The 22,812-nt window shown below is 69.9% G+C and carries 20 protein-coding genes; 16 read left to right on the forward strand and 4 right to left on the reverse strand.

Annotation, left to right across the window (positions count from 1 at the left end; all coding sequences use genetic code 11):
- Positions 1-201: 201 nt before the first annotated feature.
- On the forward strand, positions 202-1,104 hold the full coding sequence (ypfJ, locus tag AC1DSZ_RS20950) for a KPN_02809 family neutral zinc metallopeptidase (protein WP_476840276.1): 903 nt from the start codon (positions 202-204) through the stop codon (positions 1,102-1,104).
- A 207-nt stretch (positions 1,105-1,311) separates the two neighbouring features.
- Here ypfJ and AC1DSZ_RS20955 read toward each other — a convergent pair whose 3' ends face one another.
- Positions 1,312-1,836, reverse strand: a complete 525-nt coding sequence (locus tag AC1DSZ_RS20955) for a glycosyltransferase (protein WP_476840277.1) — start codon at positions 1,834-1,836, stop codon at positions 1,312-1,314.
- A 175-nt stretch (positions 1,837-2,011) separates the two neighbouring features.
- Between AC1DSZ_RS20955 and AC1DSZ_RS20960 the strand changes: the two genes are divergently transcribed.
- From AC1DSZ_RS20960 to AC1DSZ_RS20975, 4 genes are all read left to right on the forward strand, one after another.
- Positions 2,012-3,148 (forward strand): PA0069 family radical SAM protein, encoded by a 1,137-nt coding sequence (locus AC1DSZ_RS20960; protein WP_476840278.1) that lies wholly within the window; start codon positions 2,012-2,014, stop codon positions 3,146-3,148.
- A gap of 254 nt (positions 3,149-3,402) precedes the next feature.
- The gene (locus tag AC1DSZ_RS20965; RefSeq protein ID WP_476840279.1) at positions 3,403-3,858 is read left to right on the forward strand and encodes a VOC family protein; all 456 of its coding nucleotides are present in this window, start codon (positions 3,403-3,405) and stop codon (positions 3,856-3,858) included.
- Between the two features lie 69 nt (positions 3,859-3,927).
- Positions 3,928-4,578 (forward strand): ribonuclease HII, encoded by a 651-nt coding sequence (locus tag AC1DSZ_RS20970; RefSeq protein WP_476840280.1) that lies wholly within the window; start codon positions 3,928-3,930, stop codon positions 4,576-4,578.
- 130 nt (positions 4,579-4,708) lie between these two features.
- Positions 4,709-5,884, forward strand: coding sequence for a DNA methyltransferase (locus AC1DSZ_RS20975; protein WP_476840281.1), 1,176 nt, complete (start codon positions 4,709-4,711; stop codon positions 5,882-5,884).
- Positions 5,885-5,967: 83 nt separating this feature from the next.
- On the opposite strand, the gene mutY is transcribed toward AC1DSZ_RS20975, so the two are convergent.
- Positions 5,968-7,056 (reverse strand): A/G-specific adenine glycosylase, encoded by a 1,089-nt coding sequence (mutY, locus tag AC1DSZ_RS20980; RefSeq protein WP_476840282.1) that lies wholly within the window; start codon positions 7,054-7,056, stop codon positions 5,968-5,970.
- A gap of 58 nt (positions 7,057-7,114) precedes the next feature.
- Between mutY and AC1DSZ_RS20985 the strand changes: the two genes are divergently transcribed.
- The 8 genes from AC1DSZ_RS20985 (at position 7,115) to AC1DSZ_RS21020 (ending at position 15,260) form a co-directional block, all read left to right on the forward strand.
- Positions 7,115-7,624 (forward strand): DUF721 domain-containing protein, encoded by a 510-nt coding sequence (locus AC1DSZ_RS20985; RefSeq protein WP_476840283.1) that lies wholly within the window; start codon positions 7,115-7,117, stop codon positions 7,622-7,624.
- A 340-nt stretch (positions 7,625-7,964) separates the two neighbouring features.
- Entirely contained in the window at positions 7,965-8,606 is a 642-nt protein-coding gene (locus AC1DSZ_RS20990) for a DsbA family protein (RefSeq protein WP_476840317.1), read from the forward strand.
- Positions 8,607-8,666: 60 nt separating this feature from the next.
- Positions 8,667-12,128, forward strand: a complete 3,462-nt coding sequence (locus tag AC1DSZ_RS20995) for a chromosome segregation SMC family protein (RefSeq protein ID WP_476840284.1) — start codon at positions 8,667-8,669, stop codon at positions 12,126-12,128.
- Between the two features lie 650 nt (positions 12,129-12,778).
- Positions 12,779-12,967 (forward strand): AtpZ/AtpI family protein, encoded by a 189-nt coding sequence (locus AC1DSZ_RS21000; protein ID WP_476840285.1) that lies wholly within the window; start codon positions 12,779-12,781, stop codon positions 12,965-12,967.
- A 75-nt stretch (positions 12,968-13,042) separates the two neighbouring features.
- Entirely contained in the window at positions 13,043-13,789 is a 747-nt protein-coding gene (locus AC1DSZ_RS21005) for a F0F1 ATP synthase subunit A (protein WP_476840286.1), read from the forward strand.
- Positions 13,790-13,842: 53 nt separating this feature from the next.
- Complete coding sequence (locus tag AC1DSZ_RS21010; protein ID WP_091831801.1) at positions 13,843-14,070, forward strand: F0F1 ATP synthase subunit C; 228 nt, start codon at positions 13,843-13,845, stop codon at positions 14,068-14,070.
- 146 nt (positions 14,071-14,216) lie between these two features.
- On the forward strand, positions 14,217-14,765 hold the full coding sequence (locus AC1DSZ_RS21015) for a F0F1 ATP synthase subunit B (protein ID WP_476840287.1): 549 nt from the start codon (positions 14,217-14,219) through the stop codon (positions 14,763-14,765).
- 15 nt (positions 14,766-14,780) lie between these two features.
- Positions 14,781-15,260: a F0F1 ATP synthase subunit B family protein gene (locus tag AC1DSZ_RS21020; RefSeq protein WP_476840318.1), complete on the forward strand. Its 480-nt coding sequence runs from the start codon at positions 14,781-14,783 to the stop codon at positions 15,258-15,260.
- Between the two features lie 409 nt (positions 15,261-15,669).
- Here the strand turns inward: AC1DSZ_RS21020 and AC1DSZ_RS21025 are convergent, their stop codons facing one another.
- On the reverse strand, positions 15,670-16,467 hold the full coding sequence (locus tag AC1DSZ_RS21025; protein WP_476840288.1) for a uracil-DNA glycosylase: 798 nt from the start codon (positions 16,465-16,467) through the stop codon (positions 15,670-15,672).
- A 191-nt stretch (positions 16,468-16,658) separates the two neighbouring features.
- Here AC1DSZ_RS21025 and AC1DSZ_RS21030 point away from each other — a divergent pair, with 191 nt between their 5' ends.
- From AC1DSZ_RS21030 to AC1DSZ_RS21040, 3 genes are all read left to right on the forward strand, one after another.
- Positions 16,659-18,338 carry an electron transfer flavoprotein-ubiquinone oxidoreductase gene (locus AC1DSZ_RS21030; RefSeq protein ID WP_476840289.1) on the forward strand — a complete coding sequence of 560 codons (1,680 nt, stop codon included), beginning with the start codon at positions 16,659-16,661 and terminating at the stop codon, positions 18,336-18,338.
- Between the two features lie 441 nt (positions 18,339-18,779).
- A complete protein-coding gene (locus AC1DSZ_RS21035) occupies positions 18,780-20,528 on the forward strand; it encodes a tetratricopeptide repeat protein (protein ID WP_476840290.1) in 1,749 nt (582 codons plus the stop codon).
- 21 nt (positions 20,529-20,549) lie between these two features.
- A complete protein-coding gene (locus AC1DSZ_RS21040) occupies positions 20,550-21,458 on the forward strand; it encodes a 4-(cytidine 5'-diphospho)-2-C-methyl-D-erythritol kinase (RefSeq protein ID WP_476840291.1) in 909 nt (302 codons plus the stop codon).
- A gap of 250 nt (positions 21,459-21,708) precedes the next feature.
- Here AC1DSZ_RS21040 and AC1DSZ_RS21045 read toward each other — a convergent pair whose 3' ends face one another.
- On the reverse strand, positions 21,709-22,734 hold the full coding sequence (locus tag AC1DSZ_RS21045) for a polyprenyl synthetase family protein (protein WP_476840292.1): 1,026 nt from the start codon (positions 22,732-22,734) through the stop codon (positions 21,709-21,711).
- Positions 22,735-22,812 lie beyond the last annotated feature (78 nt).

The raw sequence follows: 22,812 nt of genomic DNA on the forward strand, positions 1-22,812 counted from the left end.
GTCGAGCGCCGCACTGCGAGCAAGCGGCGCTCGACCGCCCCCTCTGTCGGCTCGCGCCGACATCTCCCCCGCTGCGCGGGAGAGAGTTGCTTCGCCCGCCACCCTTCATTCCCCGATCCCTCTTGCAACCAACACCCCGCTCACGCCATTTGTGCCTGAGACTGCGCGGAACGGACCCGCCGCGCCCTGAGGGGAAACGCCATGCGTTGGGATGATCTGCGCACTTCCGAGAACGTCGAGGACCGCCGCGGCGACGGCGGCGGCTTTGGCGGCGGCGGGGGAAGCGGCTTCGGCCTCGGCGGCGGCCGCCTCGGCATCGGCGCGATCGTGGTGCTCAGCCTCGCCGGCTGGGCGCTCGGCATCGACCCGCGCATCCTCATCGGCGGCGCCGAGATGGTGACCGGCGGCCGCGCCCCCACGCAGGAATCCCGCTCCGGACCCACCAGCCAGCCGACGGACGATTCCGGTCGCTTCGTCGCCAAGATCCTGGGCGAGACCGAGGATGTCTGGTCGCAGCTCATGCCCGCGCAGGCGAACCGCGAATACCGGGCCCCGCGCCTCGTGCTGTTTTCCCGCGCCACGCAGTCGGCCTGCGGCTCGGCGCAGTCCGCCATGGGGCCGTTCTACTGCCCGCTGGACCAGAAGGTGTATCTCGACACGTCCTTCTTCCAGGACATGCAGCGCCGCTTCGGCGGCGGCGGCGACTTCGCCTACGCGTATGTGATCGCGCACGAGGTCGGCCACCACGTCGAAAACCTGCTCGGCATCTTGCCCAAGGTGCAGGAGGCGCAGCGCCGCTCCGGCGACAAGGCTCAGGCCAACAACCTCTCGGTGCGCGTCGAGCTGATGGCCGACTGCCTCGCGGGCGTCTGGGCCGCCAAGATGAACGAGAAGCGCCGCAACATTGACGAGAACGACGTCCGCAACGCCGTGAACGCCGCGACCGCCATCGGCGACGACCGGCTGCAGAAGCAAGGGCAGGGCTACGCCGTGCCCGACAGCTTCACGCATGGCTCCTCCGAGCAGCGCGTCCGCTGGCTCATGACCGGCCTGAAGAGCGGCGACCTGCGCACCTGCAACACCTTCCAGACGCAACGTCTCTGAGCCGACGCAGGGAGCGGGAGAGCGCCACGCTTTCAGGCCAAACGCCAACTCTCCACCGTCATCCCCGGCGGCGCGCAGCGCCGGGAAGGGGATCCAGGGGCCACAGGCTCGGTTGCTCTGGATCCCTTCCCCTCCGCGGCTTCGCCTCTCCGGCCGGGGATGACGGCGGGAAACTAACAACCCGATAGGACGCCGCTGCGGGGGCGACTACCTCCGGCTTCGCCGGTCGATGATCGGGCTCGACAGCCGCACGGCCCTTGGCGCCGTCCGCCCGGCCGCGAGCCGCGCGGTCGCGACGATGAGCCCCTGCGCCGGGCGGCCGCGCCCGAACAGGCTGGCGCGCCAGTTGGTCATGCCGGCGGCGAGCCTGCCGTGGCCGCCGCGCGGCGCAAGCGAGAACACGGCTGCTTCGCGCTCGCCGTCCGCTCCGGCCACGAAATCGGCCGCCTCCTGCATCCAGCCGCCGGCCGGCACGAGGCCGGGCTCCAGCGTCAGCGTCCAGATCGATCGCGCCCGCGCGGCGGCGGCGGCCAGCATGGCGGCCCGGTCGCCTCGCGCTTCCACGATGCCGCAGCCGGCGGCGTCCGCCACCACGGCCGGGTAGCCCTGGAGGCTCGGCGCCACCAGCCACATCTCGCGCACGACGCCCTCGGCCGCCGCCGGCACGAGCGCCGCCACCGTGTCGAGAAGCGCCGGCTCGTCGTCCAGCACCGGGATGATTACGCTGAGCATCCGCCCCATTAACACGGCGCGGCGGCGGGCTCGACTGCCCGGAAGTGGCAAAACGAGCCTGAAACGCCCAAATTGCGTGCGGAAGCTGCAAAGTGGACGGAACAGAAAAGGAACATCTTGCGCGAAGCGCCGTTCCAGTGTCTGTTCCTCATATGTTCACGGATGGAATCGCCCCATGCTGAAGCTCCGCCCCGAGCCCAGGCCTTTGAACTACCAGATCGGCGACGGCCGGCGCGACCCCGACCCGGTGGACGCCGCGCGCCGCCGCGGCCGCGGCGCCGTCACCAATCGCTCCGGCCGTTACGAGCCGATCGAGCGCGTGGTCGAGGACGACGGCTGGAACAGCCTCGACGAACTTCCGGCTTTCAAGACCGAGGTCACGCTCGAGAAAGCCAGGACGGTGATCACCCGCAACGAGTCGCCCGACATCTCGTTCGACCGCTCGATCAACCCATATCGCGGCTGCGAGCACGGTTGCGTCTACTGCTTCGCCCGGCCGACCCACGCCTATATGGGCCTGTCGCCGGGGCTGGATTTCGAGACCAAGCTCTTCGTCAAGGAGGGCGTGCCCGAGCTTTTGGCGCGCGAACTCTCGGCCGTGGGCTACAATCCGCGCACCATCGCGATCGGCACCAACACGGATCCGTACCAGCCGATCGAGCGCGAGCGGCGGGTGATGCGCTCCGTGCTGGAGGTCTTGGCCCGCGCCAACCACCCGGTCGGCATCGTCACCAAGTCGGCGCTGGTGACGCGCGACATCGACATCCTCGGCCCCATGGCCGAGAAGGGTCTCGCCAAGGTGGCGCTCTCGGTGACGACGCTAGATCCCAAGCTCGCCCGCACGATGGAGCCGCGCGCCTCGACGCCCACGAAGCGCATCGACGCCATCCGGCAGTTGTCCGAAGCCGGCATCCCGGCCTCCGTGATGGTGGCCCCCATCATTCCGTCGCTGAACGATCCCGAGATCGAGAGCATCCTGGAAGCCTGCTATGCGGCCGGCGCGCGCGAGGCCGGCTACGTGCTGCTGCGCCTGCCGCTGGAGGTGCGCGACCTCTTCCGCGAGTGGCTGCTGGAGCACCACCCGGCCAAGCTGCGCCACGTCCTGTCCCTGATCCGCTCCACGCGCGGCGGCAAGGACTACGACGCCAAGTGGGGCGAGCGCATGACCGGCGACGGCCCCTACGCCTGGATGATCGGCCGCCGCTTCGAGATCGCGGCCGAACGCCTCGGCTTCAACAAGCGCCGCCTGAAGCTGCGCACCGACCTGTTCTCCCCGCCCAAGCGGGCAGGGGAGCAGCTGACGCTGTTTTAAGGGAGCGGGCATTCTCCAACGGCCGAACTCGTGAGGCGCCCCCTCCCTATGAGATCAAGTCGCCGGGTGTTTGCGCGTCCTTCTCTCCCGGGAGAAGGTGGCTGCAAAGCAGCCGGATGAGGACTGACGCCTCGTGATTGGCGCCGATGGCGGCCACTTTCGACCTATCAGACCCTCATCCGTCCCTTCGGGCCACCTTCTCCCGAGGGGAGAAGGACGCCAATTCCCAATTTCCCGCAGAGAAGCGATCCCTCATGCCCGTGCCGCCCCGCGTCAGCCTGATCACCCTCGCGGTCGCGGACGTGGCCCGCTCCACGGCGTTCTACGCCACGCTGGGCTGGCCGCTGTCCTTCGCCAGCCAGGCGGAGGTGTCGTTCTTCGATCTCGACGGCATGGTGCTGTCGCTTTACGGCCGCGACGCGCTCGCGGCGGATCTCGGGCTGCAACCGGCCGCCCCGTCGCCGCCCGGCTCAGCGCCGTCTTTCACGCTGGCGCAGAACCAGCGCAGCCGCGAGGCCGTCGACCGCGTGCTGGCGGAGGCCGCCGCGGCCGGCGGGACCCAGCTGAAGGCGGGCCACGAGACCGATTGGGGCGGCTATGTCGGCTATGTTGCCGACCCCGATGGCCATGTCTGGGAGATCGCCCATAATCCGCACTGGCCGCTGGACGCGTCAGGCCGCATCGTGCTGCCCGGCCCCGACGGCGCCTAGGCGCGAGGAAAACGGGGACTGCGGCGCTCCGGCTCTTGCCCGCCGGCGCGATCCGGCGAGGATGGCGCGATGTCGCGAATCGCCTCCGCGCCCCCCGCGCCCCAGACCACGCCAGACTTCAAGCGCGAGCGCGCCCTGATGCGCGACGGCTACGCCATCGTGGCGGGCGTCGACGAAGCCGGCCGCGGCCCGCTCGCCGGCCCGGTCGTCGCGAGCGCCGTGGTGCTCAACCCGCGCCGCATTCCCAAGGGTCTCGCCGACTCCAAGATGCTGGCGGCCGCGCGGCGCGAGGAACTGTTCGAGGAAATCCTCGCCAGCGCGGACGTGGCCGTCTGCTCCATGTCGGCCGCCGCCATCGACGCCACCGACATTCGCAAGGCGACCCTGGAGGCCATGCGCCGCGCGCTCTCCGGCCTCGCGGCCCGGCCCGACTACATCCTGGTGGACGGCCGCGACCTGCCGCGCTGGGAGGGCCCCGGCGAAGCGGTGATCAAGGGCGACATGCTGGTGTGCTCCATCGCGGCCGCCTCCATCGTCGCCAAGGTCACGCGCGACCGGCTGATGAGCCGATTGGGAGCAGCCTATCCGGATTACGGCTTCGAGCGGCATGCCGGCTATGGAACGGCCGCGCACCGCGCCGCATTGGCTGCGGTGGGACCGTGTCCCTTTCATCGCTTCACATTCTCGCCCCTCGGCGGCGCAGCCGTTAATGAAGAATAAACCATAGAATAGGCAGGAATTGCCTAGCGTTGTTCTTATTCGAGACGAATTTTTTTCAACTTGGAAACTTCGCTTTTACCTTGGCGCCCGCATCTTCGCATCTGTTCGGTTGCGTAAATGGTGCTGTGTCATGGGTGCCCAGCGTACCGAGGCAGTCGACGTCGGATCCCGGAATAAGGTCTCGCGTACCGGGAGTCCGTCGTCGCCACCTCGGGTGGGAGGCTCTGTTCTCCCCTTAGATACGGTTATGGTCGGCGACTGCGTCGCCGAGCTCGCCAAATTGCCGGACGCCAGCGTTGACCTGGTTTTCGCCGATCCCCCATACAATCTGCAGCTCGAAGGCGCGCTCACCCGCCCCGACCAGTCGCTGGTGGATGCGGTGGACGACGACTGGGACAAGTTCGCCAGCTTCGAGGCCTACGATCATTTCACCCGCGCCTGGCTGCTCTCCTGCCGGCGCGTGATGAAGCCGAACGCCACGCTGTGGGTCATCGGCTCCTATCACAACATCTTCCGCGTCGGCGCGATCCTGCAGGACCTCGGGTTCTGGATCCTGAACGACGTCGTCTGGCGCAAGGCCAACCCCATGCCCAATTTCCGCGGGCGGCGGTTCACCAACGCGCACGAGACCATGATCTGGGCCACCAAGGGCCCGGACGCGAAGGGCTACACCTTCCATTATGACGCGCTGAAGGCCGGTAACGAGGACCTGCAGGTCCGCTCCGACTGGTACCTGCCGCTGTGCACCGGCGGCGAGCGGCTGAAGGACGGCGACGGCAAGAAGCTGCACCCGACGCAAAAGCCCGAGGCGCTGCTCGCCCGCATCATGATGTCGAGCTCCAATCCCGGCGACGTGGTGCTCGATCCCTTTTTCGGCTCCGGCACCACCGGCGCGGTGGCGCGCCGGTTCGGCCGCAGCTTCATCGGCGTGGAGCGCGAGCGCGCCTATGCGGACGCCGCGCTGGCCCGCATCGCCGCCGTGGAGCCGCTGCCGGCCGACGCCCTGCTGAGCCCGCCCGAGAAGCGCTCGGAGCCGCGCATCCCGTTCATGTCCGTCGTGGAGGCGGGCCTGCTCGCCCCCGGCGCGGTGCTGTGCGACGAACGCCGCCGCTACGAGGCGGTGGTCCGCGCCGACGGCTCGCTCGCGATGGGCAAGATGATCGGCTCGATCCACAAGATGGGCGCGCTCGCGCAGGGCCTCCCGGCCTGCAACGGCTGGACGTTCTGGCACACCGCGTCGAAGAAGGGCCTCGAGCCCATCGACACCCTGCGCAAGACGCTCCGCGCCACCATGCCGGCGGCCTGATCGAGCCGCCGCTTCCTCGACGAGAACGCCGCAGCCACACCCTCCCCCTCAAGGGGAGGGTGGGCCTTCGGCCTCAATCGGGCTCATCCCCCAAGTCCCAGCGCAACGGCCTTGCGCATCACGGTGGGCAGCGCCTCGCCGTCCACGGTCGCGATCGGCATCCAGCGGCAGCCCTCGGGGGCGGGGGTCCCGGCCGGCAGGTCGGCGCGAAACACCGTCAGCCGCAGTGGGAAATGCGTGAAGGTGTGCTCCACCACGCCGATGCAGCGCCGCCATTCGACCGCCAGCGGCGCGGAGGCGAGCGCCCCCTCAGGGTCGAAATCCGCGCTCCACGCCGTGCCGGGCGGCTCCGTCATGCCGCCGAGCAGGCCCTTCGGCGGCCGGGTCCGCAGCAACACCGTGTCGTCCGCACGCACGGCCACGAACGCCGCACCAAAGCGCAGGGCTCCGCCGCTCTTCTTCTCCTTGCGCGGATAGCTCTCCTGCGTGCCCTCGATGCGGGCGTGGCAGGGCTCGCGCCACGGGCACAGGCCGCAGGCCGGGCTCTTGGGCGTGCAGATGGTGGCGCCGAGATCCATCATCGCCTGCGCGAAATCGCCCGGCCGCGCGTCGGGCGTCAGCCCGTCCGCGAGGTCGCGGATCAGCGGCTTGGCCTTGGGCAGCGCCTGCTCCACCGTGAACAGCCGCGTCACCACGCGCTCCACATTGCCGTCCACCACGATGGCGCGCTGGTCGAACGCGATGGAGGCGATCGCCGCCGCCGTGTAGGCGCCGATCCCCGGCAGCGCCCGCAGCCCGTCCTCGCTCGCCGGAAACCGCCCGCCATGCTCCGCCGCCACGGCCTGCGCGCAGGCATGGAGATTGCGGGCGCGCGAGTAATAGCCGAGCCCCGCCCAGGCTTTCATCACATCTTCGGCGGGCGCCGCCGCGAGCGCCTCCACGGTAGGAAACAGCGCCAGGAACCGCTCGAAATAGGGCTTCACGGCCCGCACGGTGGTCTGCTGCAGCATGATCTCGGAGAGCCACACCCGGTATGGATCCGCGGCTACGCCCGGCGGCGCCCGCCAGGGCAGGGCGCGGCGGTGGCGGTCGTACCAGGCGAGCAGCGCGGCGGGGTCGGGCCGGGGCGCGTTCGCGCGCGGCTTTGCCGGGGAGAGGGGAGCGGTTACCATGCCGGCCCTGTGTAGCCGCGCCCACGCCGCCGGCGCAATCGAACGGATCGTCGCTGCCTTGGCCACCAGACCGCCCTTCCGCAAAAGCACGCGCGCGCTCGCCGAACTCGTCGACGACTGCATCGCCCCGGCGCTCGCCGCCCAGGGCTTCGCGGCCTCCGACGTCGTGGTCGCCTGGCCGGAGATCGTCGGCGACAGGCTGGCGCCCTATTGCGAGCCGGTGAAAATCCAGTGGCCGCGCCGCCCCAAGGGCATGGGCCCGGACGAGCCATCCGAGCCCGCCGTGCTGGTGGTGCGCGTCGAGAGCGCCTTCGCGTTGGAGCTGCAGCACCTCGCGCCGCTGATCGTGGAGCGCGTCAACACCCGCTATGGCTGGCGCTGCGTCGGCAGGCTCACCTTCCGGCAGGGCCCGGTGGGACGCGACCGAGTGGCCAGGAAGGTCGTGCCGCTGCCCGACGCCCGCATGGTCGAAACCGCCCGCGAGCGCGTCGGCGAGGTGCAGGACGACGGCCTGCGCGACGCGCTCGTGCGCCTCGGCGCCGGCATCATGGCGCGCAAGGAGGGGTGAGTGGGGCTCTAGCGTCATGGACCCTCGTCGTTCGAGACGCAGGCCCAAGTGGGCCTGCTCCTCAGGATGAGGGCATTGAGGAGCCGGCGCAGATCTTTACGCCATCCTTTCACGCTCCCGACCCCTCATCCTGAGGAACATCGCCTCTTGGCGATGTGTCTCGAAGGACGAGGGGCTTCAGAGAGCACTGCGCCACAGCGGCGCGCCTACCCGAACGCAATCTCGTGAACCGCTGAAACGAACGCTTGTCTTGCCACAATGGCGCCGTCGTTTCACAGTCCAGCCGAACGCGCGCCGGCCGGGAGAGCCGGCCTCTTTTTCGATCGAGGAGATTTTCGTGATCATAACCCGCCGCACCGTCGTCCAGGGTCTCGCCGTCGCCGGCCTCATGGCCGCCTTGCCGGCTTTCCCGCGCAGCGCCTTGGCGCAATCCACCACGGCGGCCGACCTCGCGGTGGCGGGCCCGCTGGGCGATGTCTGGCTGGGCAAGGAGGACTGTAAGGTCTCGATCATCGAATACGCCTCGATGACCTGCTCGCACTGCGCCGCCTTCCACGAGAAGACCTGGCCGACGCTGAAGGCGAAATACATCGACACCGGCAAGGTCCGCTTCACGCTGCGCGAGTTCCCGCTGGATCCGCTCGCGACCGCTGGCTTCATGCTGGCCCGCTGCGACGGCAACGACAAATACTACGCCGTCACGGATCTCCTGTTCTCCAAGCAGCGCGACTGGGCCTTCACGGACAAGCCCGTGGACGCCCTCTCCAAGCTCATGAAACAGGCCGGTTTCACACAGGAAAAATTCGAATCCTGCTTGAAGAACCAGCAGATCTATGACGCCGTGAACTGGGTCAAGGATCGCGGGGCCGAGAAGATGGGGGTCAACTCCACCCCCACCTTCTTCATCAACGGGCAGGTGCAGCGCGGGGCGCTATCGATTGAGGAACTGGACAAGATCCTCACCCCGCTCGTCGGGGGCTGAGCGGCTGGGGCCTGGGTGGCCCCCGGCCCGCGCCGTCACGACTGATCGCGGGCGCCCGGCATGAAGCTCACGCGCCTGCGCCTTGTCGGCTTCAAGACCTTCGTCGAGCCGACCGACTTCCTGATCGAGCCCGGCCTCACCGGCGTGGTGGGGCCGAACGGCTGCGGCAAGTCCAACCTCGTCGAGGCGCTGCGCTGGGTGATGGGCGAAAGCTCGTTCAAGAGCCTGCGCGCATCCGGCATGGACGACGTCATCTTCTCGGGCTCCGGCAACCGGCCGAGCCGAAACACCGCCGAAGTCGCCCTGCTGGTCGACAATTCCGAGCGCACCGCGCCGGCCATGTTCAACGACGCCGAGGCGCTGGACGTATCCCGCCGCATCGAGCGCGAGGCGGGCTCCACCTACCGCATCAACGGCCGCGAGGTCCGCGCCCGCGACGTCCAGCTGCTGTTCGCCGACGCCGCCACGGGCGCGCGTTCGCCCGCCATGGTGCGGCAGGGGCAGATCGGCGAGATCATCGCCGCCAAGCCGCAGGCCCGTCGCCGCATTCTCGAGGACGCCGCCGGCATCGCCGGCCTGCATTCGCGCCGGCACGAGGCCGAGATGCGGCTGCGCTCCGCCGAGGAAAACCTGCTGCGGCTGGAAGACGTGCTCGGCCAGATCGACGCGCAGGTGGAGAGCCTGAAGCGGCAGGCCCGGCAGGCCACGCGCTATCGCACGCTGGCGGCCGATATCCGCCGGTCCGAGGCCTTGCTTCTTTATATCGGCTGGCGCGAGGCCCGCGACGCCGTGGCGGCGGCCGAGAGCAAGGTGGGCGAAGACCTGCGCGTCGTCGCCGAGCGCACGGCCACGCAAGGGCGGGCGGCGCGCGACCAGGCCGTCGCCGCGCATGCCGTCCCGGCGCTGCGCGACGCGGAAGCGGCCGCCGCCGCCGCGCTGCAACGGCTCGTGCTGGCCCGCGACAGCCTCGACGCCGAGGAAAAGCGCGCCGGCGAACGCGCCGCCGAGCTGGAGCGCCGCGCCTTCGAGCTCGTGCGCGACACCGAGCGCGAGCGCGCGCTGCTGGATGACGCGGCCGCCGCGCTGGAGCGTCTCGCCGCCGAGGAAGAAGGGCTCGACGACGACTATGGCGACGCCGCCGAGCGGCAGGCCGAGGCGCGCGAGCGCCTCGCCGAGCTCGAGGACGTGCTGTTCGATACCGAAGCCGCGCTCGCGGCGGCCCAATCGGCGCTGGCGGACCGTAACGCCCGCCGCGGCGCCGCCGAGCGGGCCATCCGGGAAGCCGAGGAGCGCGTGGCGCGTGTGTCGCGCGAGGCCGAGCGGGTCGGCCGCGACCTCGCGGCGCTGGACGCCAGCCTGGGCGGCGACGTCGGGCTGGAGGCGCTGGAAGCCGAGATGGAGCAGGTCGCCGAATCCGCCGCCGAGGCGGAGGACAGCGCGCAGGCCGCCCGCGAGGCGCACGCCGCCGCCCGCGACGCCCGCGACCGGCTGCGCGGCCCCGCGCAGGACGCCGACCGCACGGCGCAGCGGCTGGAAACCGAGGCTCGGACACTTGAAAAGATGCTGGCCGCCGACGCCGGCAAGCACTGGCCGCGCGCGCTCGACAGGCTGACGGCAGAGCGCGGCTTCGAAACCGCGCTGGGCGCCGCGCTGGGCGACGACCTCGACGCCGCCATCGACGCAGCCGCCCCGACGCACTGGGCCGAAACCGGCGCCGGGGAGGGCGACCCCGCGCTCCCGGCCGGCTGCGCGCCGTTGTCCGATCACGTCCAGGCCCCGCCGGCGCTGTCCCGACGCCTGCGCCAGATCGGCGTCGTCGCGCGGGACGAGGGCGCGCGGCTGCGGGCTTCGCTGCGCCCCGGCCAGCGCCTCGTCAGCCGCGAGGGCGACCTCTGGCGCTGGGACGGCTTCACCACCGCGGCGGATGCGCCCACCCCGGCGGCGCGGCGCCTCGCCGAACGCGCCCGCCTCGCCGACCTGAAGAGCGAGGCCGAGGCCGCCCGGGAGGCCGCCGAAGCCCTGCGCCACGAGGGCGAGCGCGCCGAAGCCGCCGTCCGCGCCGCCGCGCAGGACGAGACCATGGGCTTTGAGACCGTGCAGATGATGCGTCGCGGCCTCGACGCCGTGCGTGAGCGCCTCGCCTCCGCGCAGCGCCGCCGGGGCGAGGTGGCGGCCAAGCGCTCGGCGCTGGCGGAGGCGCATAGCCGCCTCTCTGCCGAGAGCGAGGAGGCCGGCGCCCGGCGCGACCATCTCGCGCAGCAGCTCGCCGACATGCCGGGCGCGGCCGAGCTGGAGGCCGGGCTGGAGAAAGCCAAGGCCCGCGCCGCGCAGGACCGGCAGGCCGCCAACGAGGCGCGCATCCTCGTGCAGACCATGCAGCGCGAGGTGGAGCTTCGCGCTCGCCGCCGCGACGCGATCGTGGCCGAGCGCCAGGCCTGGACGGAGCGCCGCAGCCGCGCCGTGGGCCAGATCGAGGAAGTGGAACGCCGCCGCTCCGAGATCGAGGAGGAGCGCGAGCAGCTCCGCGACGCGCCCGAGCTCTTCATGGACAAGCGCCGTCAGATCCTGTCCCGGATCAGTGACGCCGAAACCGCCCGCAAGGCGGCCGGCGACCGGCTGGCCGAAGCCACGCAGGCGCAGGCTCTCGCCGATCGCGTGGCCCACGACGCGCTCGCCGCGCTGGCGGCCGCGCGTGAAGAAAAGGTGCGCTCCGAATCGCGGCTCGAAGCCGCCCGCGAGCGGTTTTCCGAGTTGGTCCGCGCCGTCGCGGAGCGGCTGGAGGCGACGCCGGATCGCCTGCCGGAGCTCAGCGGCGTCGCGCCCGGCGCCGAGCTGCCGGACGCCCCCTCGGTGGAGCGCCGCCTCGAATCGCTGCGCGGCGACCGGGAACGCCTCGGCGCCGTGAACCTGCGCGCCGAGGACGAGCTCACCGCCATCGAGACGCAGCGCGATTCGCTCACCGGCGAGCGCGACGACCTCACGGAGGCCATCAAGCGCCTGCGCACCGCGATCCAGAGCCTCAACCGCGAAGGCCGCGAGCGCCTGCTGGCCGCCTTCGAGGTGGTGCAGGGCCATTTCGAGCGGCTTTTCACCAGCCTCTTCGGCGGCGGCACCGCGCAGCTCGAACTGATCGAATCGGATGACCCGCTGGAAGCCGGCCTCGAGATCGTCGCCCGCCCGCCCGGCAAGAAGCCGCAGACCATGACGCTTCTGTCCGGCGGCGAACAGGCGCTCACCGCAATCGCGTTGATCTTCGCCGTGTTCCTCACCAACCCGTCGCCCATCTGCGTGCTCGACGAGGTCGACGCGCCCTTGGACGACAGCAACGTGGAGCGCTACTGCGACCTCCTGCGCGACATGGCCAAGAGCACCGAGACGCGCTTCCTCGTCATCACCCACAACCCCATCACGATGGCCCGCATGGACCGCCTCTTCGGCGTCACCATGGCCGAGCGCGGCGTGAGCCAGCTCGTGTCCGTGGATCTCGGCCTGGCCGAAAAGCTGGTAGCCGAGGCTGTTTAGGATTTGGCGCACTCGACGGAACACCCTCCGTCATTGCGAGCGACAGCGAAGCAATCCAGCCTAATGCCGGGCCTTTTAGGCTGGATTGCTTAGCCTCCGGCTCGCAATGACGCGGAGGCGCTGAGGAGCCCGTGACACCCTCCCGTCACTGCGAGCGACAGCGAAGCAATCCAGTCTAACGCCGGGCCTTTAGGCTGGATTGCTTCGCCTCCGGCTCGCAATGACGCGGAGGATGGCCTCGATCGGGGGAGAGAGATCGGCGCCGGTTTTCCGGTCCGCCCATCGCCCAACCCGCAACCTCCTCGCAACCGCATTGGACAAACGACCCCATCCCTTCGTCGCAACGGTTGAATATTAAGCCAAATCAACAACATAAGCCCTTATGCCGCATTCTTGACACCTGCCGGGGCGGAAACTATGGTGCGCGCGACTTTCAGGGGGGCGCCAGGGAGGCGCTCCGTGCCCGGGAGCGCGGCTTCGCCATGCAGAATGACGGAACGCCACACGGGAACGGGGACAAGTCCCGCGCCTCAGAGGATGTCGATCTCCAAGCCAGGCTTCAGCGTCTGGGAAAGCGCCTTGACGAAGTCCGGGACACCGGGCAGGAGCAGCGGCGCGCGAGCCAGACGAGCGGGGGTGACCCCTCCGCGATGGGCAAGGCCTTCCGTTTGTCGACGGAGTTCGTGGCCGGCATCATCGCAGGGTGCGGTCTCGGCTGGGCGGTGGACAGCTTCACGGGCTCCAAGCCCTGGGGGCTGATCGTCGGCATGATGCTGGGCTTCGGCGCCGGCGTCTGGAACGTGATGCGGGCGTCCGGTTTCCTCCGGCCGCCACAGTAGTTTCGAAGGCCGCCCCGGCGGCCGACAGGCGCGGACCATTCCGGTCCGCAAAAGCGAGAGAGGGCCAGACCGGCCATGGCCGATCCGATCCATCAGTTCCAGTTGAAGAACATCGCCACCCTGGGCCATCTCGGCAACCAGGAGATCGTGTTCACCCAGTCCTCGCTGTTCATGCTGGTGGCGGTGGGCGTGATCACGCTGTTCATGCTGGCCGGCACGGCGGGCCGCGGCCTCGTTCCGGGCCGCCTGCAGTCGATGGTGGAGCTCTCCTACGAGTTCGTCGCCAACACGGTCCGAAGTTCTGCCGGCAATGAGGGGATGCGCTTTTTCCCCTTCGTGTTCTCGCTGTTCATGTTCGTGCTGATCCTGAACCTCGCGGGCCTCATCCCGTACAGCTTCACGGTTACCAGCCACATCATCATCACGGCCGCGCTGGCGCTCCTGGTGATCGGCGTGGTCGTGGTCTACGGCGTGATGAAGCACGGTACGCACTTCTTCGGCCTGTTCGTGCCGGGCGGCGTGCCGCCGATCATGCTCGCCATCCTGGTGCCGATCGAGATCATCTCGTTCATCTCCCGCCCCATCAGCCTGTCGGTGCGTCTGTTCGCCAACATGCTGGCCGGCCACATCGCGCTGAAGATCTTCGCGGGCTTCATCGGCTCGCTGCTGGCCGCCGGCGCGTGGGGCATCATCTCGCCGCTGCCGCTCGCCCTCACGGTCGCGCTCACGGCTCTCGAAGTTCTTGTTGCGGTGCTCCAGGCCTACGTGTTCGCCACGTTGACCTCGATCTACCTCAACGACGCCCTCCACCCCGGTCACTGATCTCCCGACCGGGACAATCCCTCCCTACCGATCCGACCTCATAGGAGTTTTCCATGGATCCCGTCGCTGCGAAGTACATTGGCGCTGGTCTGGCCTGCCTCGGCATGGCGGGCGCTGGCATCGGCCTCGGCAACCTGTTCGGCCAGTTCCTCTCGGGCGCCCTGCGCAACCCGTCGGCCGCCGACGGCCAGCGCGGCACCCTGCTCCTCGGCTTCGCGCTGACGGAAGCGCTCGGCATCTTCTCGCTGCTGATCGCGCTGCTCCTCCTGTTCGCCGTCTGATCGACGCAAGGCATTGCGCCGGCTGAGGCCGGCGGGCCGCCATCGCGCGGCGAATGCTCAAGGTCGGTCGCCCTCAGCGCGCCCGGAGCGGTTGAACCCGCCCCGGGCGCTCCCTGACAGGGCGCCCCCGTTTTCAAGGTGAGGTCATGGCGACGACGACGCAGGCAACAACCGAGGCGCATGGCGGAGCCCACGCGGCGGGCGGGGCGTTTCCCCCGTTCGACAGCAGCACCTTCGGCTCGCAGCTGATCTGGCTCGCGCTGGCTTTCGGCGCGCTCTACCTCCTGATGTCCAAGGTCGCGCTGCCGCGCGTCGCCCGCATCCTCGACGAGCGCAACGGCAAGATCACGGGCGATCTCGAAGCCGCCGCCAAGCTCAAGGGCCAGACCGACGACGCCATCGCGTCCTACGAGAAGGCCCTCGCCGACGCTCGCGCCAACGCGCAGGCCATCGCGGGCGAGACCCGCGACAAGCTCCAGGCCGAGACCGACGCCCGCCGCAAGGCGCTGGAGGCCGACCTGCACGCCAAGCTCGAGGCCGCCGAGGCCCAGATCGTGGCCGGCAAGACGGCCGCCATGCAGAATGTCCGCGGCATCGCGGCCGACGCCACCGCGGCGATCGTGCAGCAGCTCGTGGGCCGCACGCCGTCGACCGACGAGGTCGACGCCGCCGTGTCCCAGTCCCTCGGCCGTTAAGGAACCGCAACCATGCTGTATGACGCCGAATTCTGGGTCGCGGTCGCGTTCTTCATCTTCGTCGGCCTCGTCTGGAAGGTCGGGGGCTTCAGCGCCCTCGTGAGCGGCCTCGACAAGCGCGGCGACAAGATCCGCGCCGAGCTCGAGGACGCCCGCATCCTCCGCGAGGAGGCTCAGAAGGTGCTGGCCGACTACCAGAAGAAGCGCCAGGAAGCCGAGGCCGAGGCGGCCGAGATCATCCGCACCGCCCGTCTGGAAGCCGAGCGCCTCGCCGCCGACGCCCAGACCAAGCTGGCCGACTTCGTCACCCGCCGCACCCGCATGGCCGAGCAGAAGATCGCCCAGGCCGAGGTCTCGGCCACCGCCGAAGTCCGCGCCGCCGCCGCCGAGACCGCCGTGAAGGCCTCCGAGCAGATCCTGCGCAAGGACGTCGCGACCTCCGCCGACGCCCTCCTCGCCAAGGGCCTCGCCGAGGTCCGCTCCAAGCTCAACTGAGCCGGGCTGGATGGATTGCAAAACGGCCGCCTCCGGGCGGCCGTTTTCGTTTGAAGGGCAGCCCCCTTGGGAACAGCCTCCCGTCATTGCGAGGAGCGAAGCGACGAAGCAATCCAGGCGCCGGGCATGAGGCCGATTTCGGAAGCGGTGAGCTTCCCGCCAAGCGCCTGGATTGCTTCGCTCCGCTCGCAATGACGGGGAGGGTGGCGCAATCACGTCGCAGGTTCGGCGCCAGCCGCACTCCCTCACCGTCATCCCCGGCGACCTGCGAAGCAGGTCGGGAAGGGGATCCAGGGGCAAAGGCGCTCACTCCTGGATCCCCTTCCCGGCGCTTCGCGCCGCCGGGGATGACGGAGAGAGGCGTGCCATCGGGGACGGAGTTGCTGGCGCCGCCCGGGCACAGGCCCTCTCACCCCTCCAGCGCCGACCGGATCATCTTGAAATCCAGCCACGCCAGCCGCTTTTGCAGCGGTTGCCGCAGCAGATACGCGGGGTGCAGCGTCGCGATGGCCTTGAGGCGGCGCGAGCCGGCGTCGTAGTCCATCCAGCGGCCGCGGGTGCGGGTGATGCCGTCCTTGACGCCGAGCAGCGTCTGCGCCGAAGCGCCGCCCAGGCACACCAGCACCTTGGCCTTTGAGAGCTCGATCTGCCGCGCGATGAAGGGCAGGCACACGGCCGATTCCTGCGGGGTCGGCGTGCGGTTGCCCGGCGGGCGCCACGGGATCACGTTGGCGATGTAGACCTGGCTGCGGTCCATCCCGATGGCGGAAAGCATGCGGTCCAGCAGCTGCCCCGAACGGCCCACGAAAGGCGCGCCGGCGCGGTCCTCCTCGGCGCCCGGCGCCTCGCCGACGAACATCACCGGGCTCTCGGGGTTGCCGTCCGCGAACACCAGGCTGCGCGCCGTCAGCTTCAGGGCGCAGCCCTCGAACTTGTCCAGAAGCGCGCGCAAGTCCTCCAGCGTCGCGGCCGAGCGCGCCAGCATCCGGGCTTCGGCGACGACGTCCTCGGCCGCCGCCGACGCGCCCGCAAACCCCACCGGCCGGGCGACTTCGGCGGTCGCGGCTTCGCGCGGCCGTTGCGGCTGCGGCGCCTCGGCGAAGCGGTCATGCGGCTCGTCGTCGACAAGCGCGTCCACCCCCATGGCGGCGTACCACGCCAGAAGGTCGGCCGCCGCGCGGCCCGGATCGAACTCGGAAAATTCCATCCGCCTATTCTAGCTGCCCGATCCGGGCGAAACCAGCGCTTCGGCCTATGGCGCAGCCATCCGGGCTTTGTTACTGCAAGAAGGGCGGCCCTCGCGGCCGTCGCCTGTTCTTGCGTTAGTTCATACGTGAACTATATGGTTGGGCGGGTGGAGCGCACACAACACGGCCGCTTGGCCGAACGAGGGTGACGATGGATCTGGCCGAGGCTCAGGCCATGCCCCGCGAGGGCATGGATTACGACGTGGTGATCGTGGGCGCGGGCCCGGCCGGCCTGTCGGCCGCCATCCGGCTCAAGCAGCTCAACCCCGATCTCGGCGTCGTGGTCGTGGAAAAGGGCTCCGAGGTCGGCGCCCACATCCTGTCCGGCGCGGTGGTGGACGTCATCGGCCTCGACAAGCTGCTGCCCGATTGGCGCGAGGACCCCGAGGCGCCGCTCAGGACGCCCGTCACGGACGACCGCTTCTATGTGCTGGGACCAGCCGGCGGCGTGCGCCTGCCCAACGGCTTCATGCCCGGCCTGATGAGCAATCACGGCGCCTATATCGTCTCGCTCGGCAACGTGGCGCGCTGGCTCGCGACCCGCGCCGAGGCGCTGGGCGTGGAGATTTACCCGGGCTTTGCGGCCGCCGAGGTGCTCTACGGCGACAATGGCGAGGTTGTCGGCGTCGCCACGGGCGACATGGGCGTGTCCAAAACCGGCGAGGTCAAGGACGGTTTCGCGCGCGGCATGGAGCTGCGCGGCAAATACGTGCTGTTCGGCGAGGGCGCGCGCGGCAGCCTCTCCAAGCAGCTCATCAAGCGCTTCGGGCTGGACGAGGGTCGCGACCCGCAGAAATACGGCATCGGCCTCAAGGAGCTCTGGCAGGTCTCGCCCGAGAAGCACAAGCCCGGCCTCGTGCAGCACAGCTTCGGCTGGCCGCTGGACATGAAGACCGGCGGCGGCTCCTTCCTGTACCACCTCGAGGACAACCTCGTGGCGGTCGGCTTCGTGGTGCATCTCAACTACGAGAACCCGACGCTGTCGCCTTTCGACGAGTTCCAGCGCTTCAAGCAGCACCCGATGATTCGCGACGTGTTCGTGGGCGGCAAGCGCATCAGCTACGGCGCGCGCGCCATCACGGAAGGCGGCTGGCAGTCCGTGCCGAACCTCGCCTTCCCGGGCGGCGCGCTGATCGGCTGCGCGGCCGGCTTCGTCAACGTTCCGCGCATCAAGGGCTCCCACAACGCCGTGCTCTCCGGCATGCTCTGCGCCGAGCACGTCGTGGCGGCGCTGAACGAGGGCCGCGCCAATGACGAGCTGAAGAGCTACGAGGCCGCCTGGCGTGACAGCGCCATCGGGCAGGACCTGAAGCGCGTCCGCAACGTCAAGCCGCTCTGGTCGAAGTTCGGCACCGCGGTCGGCGTCGGCCTCGGCGCGCTCGACATGTGGACCAACCAGCTCTTCGGCCTGTCGCTCTTCGGCACGCTCGGCCACGGCAAGCCGGATTCGGCCACCCTGAAGACGATCGACCAGGTCAAGCCCATCGTCTACCCGAAGCCGGACGGCGTGATCTCGTTCGACAAGCTCTCGTCGGTGTTCCTGTCGGCCACCAACCACGAGGAAGACCAGCCCTCGCACCTCAAGTTGACGGACCCCTCAATCCCGATCGCCCGCAACCTGCCGCTTTATGGCGAGCCGGCCCGGCTCTACTGCCCGGCGGGCGTCTACGAGGTCGTCTACGCGGACGCCGAGGCCAAGACCGACCCGCGCTTCGTGATCAACGCCCAGAACTGCGTCCATTGCAAAACCTGCGACATCAAGGACCCGTCGCAGAACATCACCTGGGTGACGCCAGAGGGCGGCGGCGGCCCGAACTACCCGAACATGTGAGGCGGGCAGGGCAGAGCGCGCGCGAAGCGCCACCCTCCCCTTGAGGGGGAGGGTCGCCGCGCAGCGGCGGGGTGGGGTGACGCTGGGATTGAGTCTCAGGCTTGCCGATGGAGCCCCCGCCCGTCCCCGGCGACACCCCACCCCGCCGGGCTGCGCCCGTCGACCCTCCCCCTCAAGGGGAGGGTGCGGCTGCGCCGTGATCCGAGTAACTCCGCCCCCTCTGTCGGCTCCGCCGACATCTCCCCCGCTGCGCGGGAGAGAGTTGCGATCAAAAGGCCCAATCGCCGCACGCCGTCGGCCCCGCTTGCCGCAGTCCCGCAAAAACGCCATGTTGCGGCCCGAAGAATGGCCTCCAGATTGCCTGGCCGTCCGCCCGCCGGACAAAGACGGAAAGCGACACACAGCGTGACGATTGCGAGCCTCCGCCGACCCCTTCATCGCATGCGCCCGCTCGTCGCCGCGGCGGCCTTGCTGGCCAGTTGCGCCTTCGCGCAGGCGCGTGGCAGCGGCGGCTACTCGGATGCGGTGGACGCCGGAAACACGTTGTCGGGCAACTACTTGTCCGCCGTGGTGGCGGGCGCGGCGCGCGACACCAGCGCGGCGGCGTTCTTCTACCGCGAGGCCCTGCGGGACGATCCGCGCAGCGCCGACCTCACCGAGCGCGCCTTCGTGTCGCTGCTGGCCGAGGGGTCCTATCCGGAGGCCGTGAAGCTCGCGGAGCGGCTCGCCGCCGGACGTGATTCGCGCAATGGCCTGGCGCAGCTCGTGCTCGGCGTGCGCGACATCAAGGCCAAGCAATACGCCAAGGCGCGCCAGCGCCTCGCGGCGGGCGGGCGCAACCGCACCGCCGACCTCACCGCGACGCTGATGACGGCCTGGAGCTGGCTCGGCTCCAACAATCTCAAGAAGGCGATCGAGACCATCGACAGCGTGAAGGGCGAAGAGTCCATCGCGGTGTTCCGCAACTACCATGCGGGTCTCATCGCCGAAGTCGGCGGCGACAAGGTCGAGGCCGAGAAGCGCCTGAAGGGCGCCTATGAGGCCGAGAGCCGCACGCTGCGCATGGTCGACGTGTATGGCCGCTTCCTGGCCCGCGTCGGCAAGCGCAAGGAGGCGCTCGAGGTCTACAAGACCTTCGACAAGCTGCTGCCGCGCCACCCGCTGGTCACGGCCGCCATCGCCACGCTGGAGAGCGGCGGCAATCTGGAGCCCGCCATCGCGGACGTGCCCGGCGGCGTCGCCGAGGTGCTGTATGGGCTGGGCGCCGCCGGCAACCGCACCGGCGACGAACTCGCGGCGATGATCTACCTGCGCCTTTCGCTCTGGCTGGAGGAGAAGAACGGCCTCGCGGTGATCACGCTGGCCGACATCTACGACCGCATGAAGCAGAGCGAGCGCGCCAACGACATCTACGACATGGTGCTGGCCAGCTCGCCGCTGCGCCGCAGCGCCGACATCCAGATCGCCCTCAACCTGGAGCAGCTCGACCGCAAGGACGAGGCGGTGAAGCAGCTCGAGGCCGTGGTGGCCAAGAACCCGACCGACGTCGAGGCGCTCACCGCGCTTGGCAACGTCTATCGGTCGCGCAAGGAATTCGAGAAGTCGGCCGACACCTACGGCAAGGCGATCGCCGCGATCGGCACGCCCGACCAGGGTCACTGGACGCTGTTCTACTTCCGCGGCATCTCGCTGGAGCGCATCAAGCAGTGGCCCAAGGCCGAAGCCGACATGAAGAAGGCGCTGGAGCTCTACCCCGAGCAGCCGCTGGTGCTGAACTATCTCGGCTATTCGTGGGTGGACCAGAACGTCAACCTCGACGAAGCCTATAAGATGCTGAAGCGCGCCGTGGAGCAGCGGCCCACCGACGGCTACATCGTCGACAGCCTGGGCTGGGCCCATTACCGGCTGGCGCAATATGACGAGGCGGTCCGCATCCTCGAAAAGGCGATCGACTTGAAGCCTTCCGACCCGGTGATCAACGACCATCTGGGCGACGCCTATTGGCGCGTGGGCCGCAAGCTCGAGGCCAAGTTCCAGTGGAACCACGCCCGCGACCTGAAGCCCGAGCCCGAGGACCTGCCCAAGATCCTCGAAAAGATCGAGAAGGGCCTGCCCGACGACAAGCCCGCCGCCGAGGCTGAAGGCAAGCCCGCCGAGCCCAAGCCCGAGCAAAAGACCAACGGCGGCTGAGGCCGTGGGCGTTCATCGCCCATGCGCGCGGCTGAGCCATCGGTCGCCATGCTGAACGAGCGCGCGCCCGCCAAGGTCAACCTCGCGTTGCACGTGCTCGGACGGCGGGCCGACGGCTACCACGCGCTCTCCAGCCTCGTGGCCTTTGCGGGCGTCGCGGACCGGCTGGCGCTGGCGCCGGCGTCGACGCTCTCCCTCACTGTGGATGGCCCCACCGCAACGGCGGCGGGACCGGACGACGAAAACCTCGTGCTTCGCGCCGCCCGCAATCTCGCGGCCCTGGTCCCGGGGCTGCGCGCCGGCGCATTCACGTTGCTGAAGCGCCTGCCCGTCGCGGCCGGGATCGGCGGCGGCTCGTCGGATGCCGCTGCGGCGCTGCGCCTGCTGGCGCGCCTCAACGATCTCGCGCCGGATCACCCCGCCGTGCTGGAAGCGGCGCGCCGGACCGGATCGGACGTGCCCGTATGCCTCGTACCGCGCCTGCGCATGATGGAGGGGGCGGGCGAGACTGTGGGCCCGCCGCTCGCGCTGCCGCCGCTCTTCGCCGTGCTCGTGAACCCGCGCGTGGCGGTCGAAACCCCGCCGGTCTTCGCCGCCCTGGGGCTGGAGCGCGGCGCAATGTTCACAGTGCCCACCGGGGAGCTGTCCGAGCCGATCCGCCAGCCTGAAGCGTCCAGCCGCGCCGCGCTGATCGAATCGCTGGCGACGCTGCGCAACGACCTCGAAGCCCCCGCCACCCAGGTCGCGCCTGTGATCGCGGACGTGCTGGCCGCCCTGCGGGCCCAAGCCGGTTGCCGGCTGGCCCGCATGTCAGGCTCCGGCGCCACCTGCTTCGCCCTTTTCGACAACTGCCACGCCGCCGCTAAAGCCGCCCGCGCGCTCGCCGGCCAACGCCCCGGCTGGTGGGTGAAGCCCACGATGTTGCGCTGACGACTCGCTTAAAGCGCCGTCATCCAGAGCGCCGCAGCCACACCCTCCCCTTGAGGGGGAGGGTCGACGGCCAAAGGCCGGCGGGGTGGGGTGACGCCGGGGCAAGGCTCGCCGGGGCCGAAACTGCCGTTCGAGAAATCAGGAGACATTCGGGCCCGTCGCCCGGCTGCACCCCACCCCGCCGGGCTAGGCCCGGCGACCCTCCCCCTCAAGGGGAGGGTGGGCCTTCGGCCCTCAGCCCTCTACCGCCTCAGTGCGAGCGGGCGATGCAGAAATCCACGGCTTCGATCATGGCGTGCTTCATGGGGCTGTCGGGGAACAGCGCCAGCGCGTCCTTGGCCATCGCGCCGTAGTGGCGGGCGCGCTCCACCGTGTCCTCGATGGCGCGGTGGCGGCGCATGATCGCGATGGCCTGCTCGAGGTCGGCGTCGGAAGCCTCGCTCTTTTCCAGCGTGCGCTTCCAGAACGCGCGCTCGTCCTCGGTGCCGCGCCGGAAGGAGAGCACCACCGGCAGCGTGATCTTGCCCTCGCGGAAGTCGTCGCCGACCTTCTTGCCGAGATTGGCGCTGAGGCCGCCGTAGTCCAGCGCGTCGTCGATGAGCTGGAACGCGATGCCGAGATTGGCCCCATAGCTGCGGCAGGCGGTCTGCTCCGCCTTGGCGCGACCCGCGATGATCGGGCCGACCTCGCAGGCGGCCGCAAACAGCGCCGCCGTCTTGCCGCGGATCACGGCGAGATATTCGTCCTCGGTGGTCTCGGTGTTCTTGGCGGCGGCGAGCTGCATCACCTCGCCCTCCGCGATCACGGCGGCGGCGGTGGACAGGACGTCCAGCGCCTGCAGGGAGCCGACCTCCACCATCATCTTGAAGGCCTGGCCGAGCAGGAAGTCGCCCACCAGCACGCTGGCCTCGTTGCCCCACAGCATCCGGGCCGCGAGCTTGCCGCGGCGCATCTCGCTGCCGTCCACCACGTCGTCGTGCAGCAGCGTCGCCGTGTGCATGAACTCCACCGCGGCCGCGAGCTTCATGTCGCCGTCGCCCTCATAGGCGCACAGCGCGCTGGTGGCGAGCGTCAGCATCGGCCGCAGGCGCTTGCCGCCGGAGTTGATGAGGTGCTTGGCGATCTCGGGAATCAGCAGCACGTCCGAGCCCACCCGGGCCAGGATCAGCTGGTTCACCCGGTCCATGCCGGATGTCGTGAGCTTCACGAGCGGCGCGATGCTCGGCGCGCCGGCGCCGGACGGCTGCTTGCCGTCGAGGGAAACCACGATGCCCACGTGCGTGAACCTTTCTCCGGATCGGCCCGGACGCCCCAAAACCCCACGGCGCGGGCCGTTGTTCGGCCCTGCGCGCGT

Source organism: Alsobacter sp. P4_H11, from assembly GCF_056400925.1.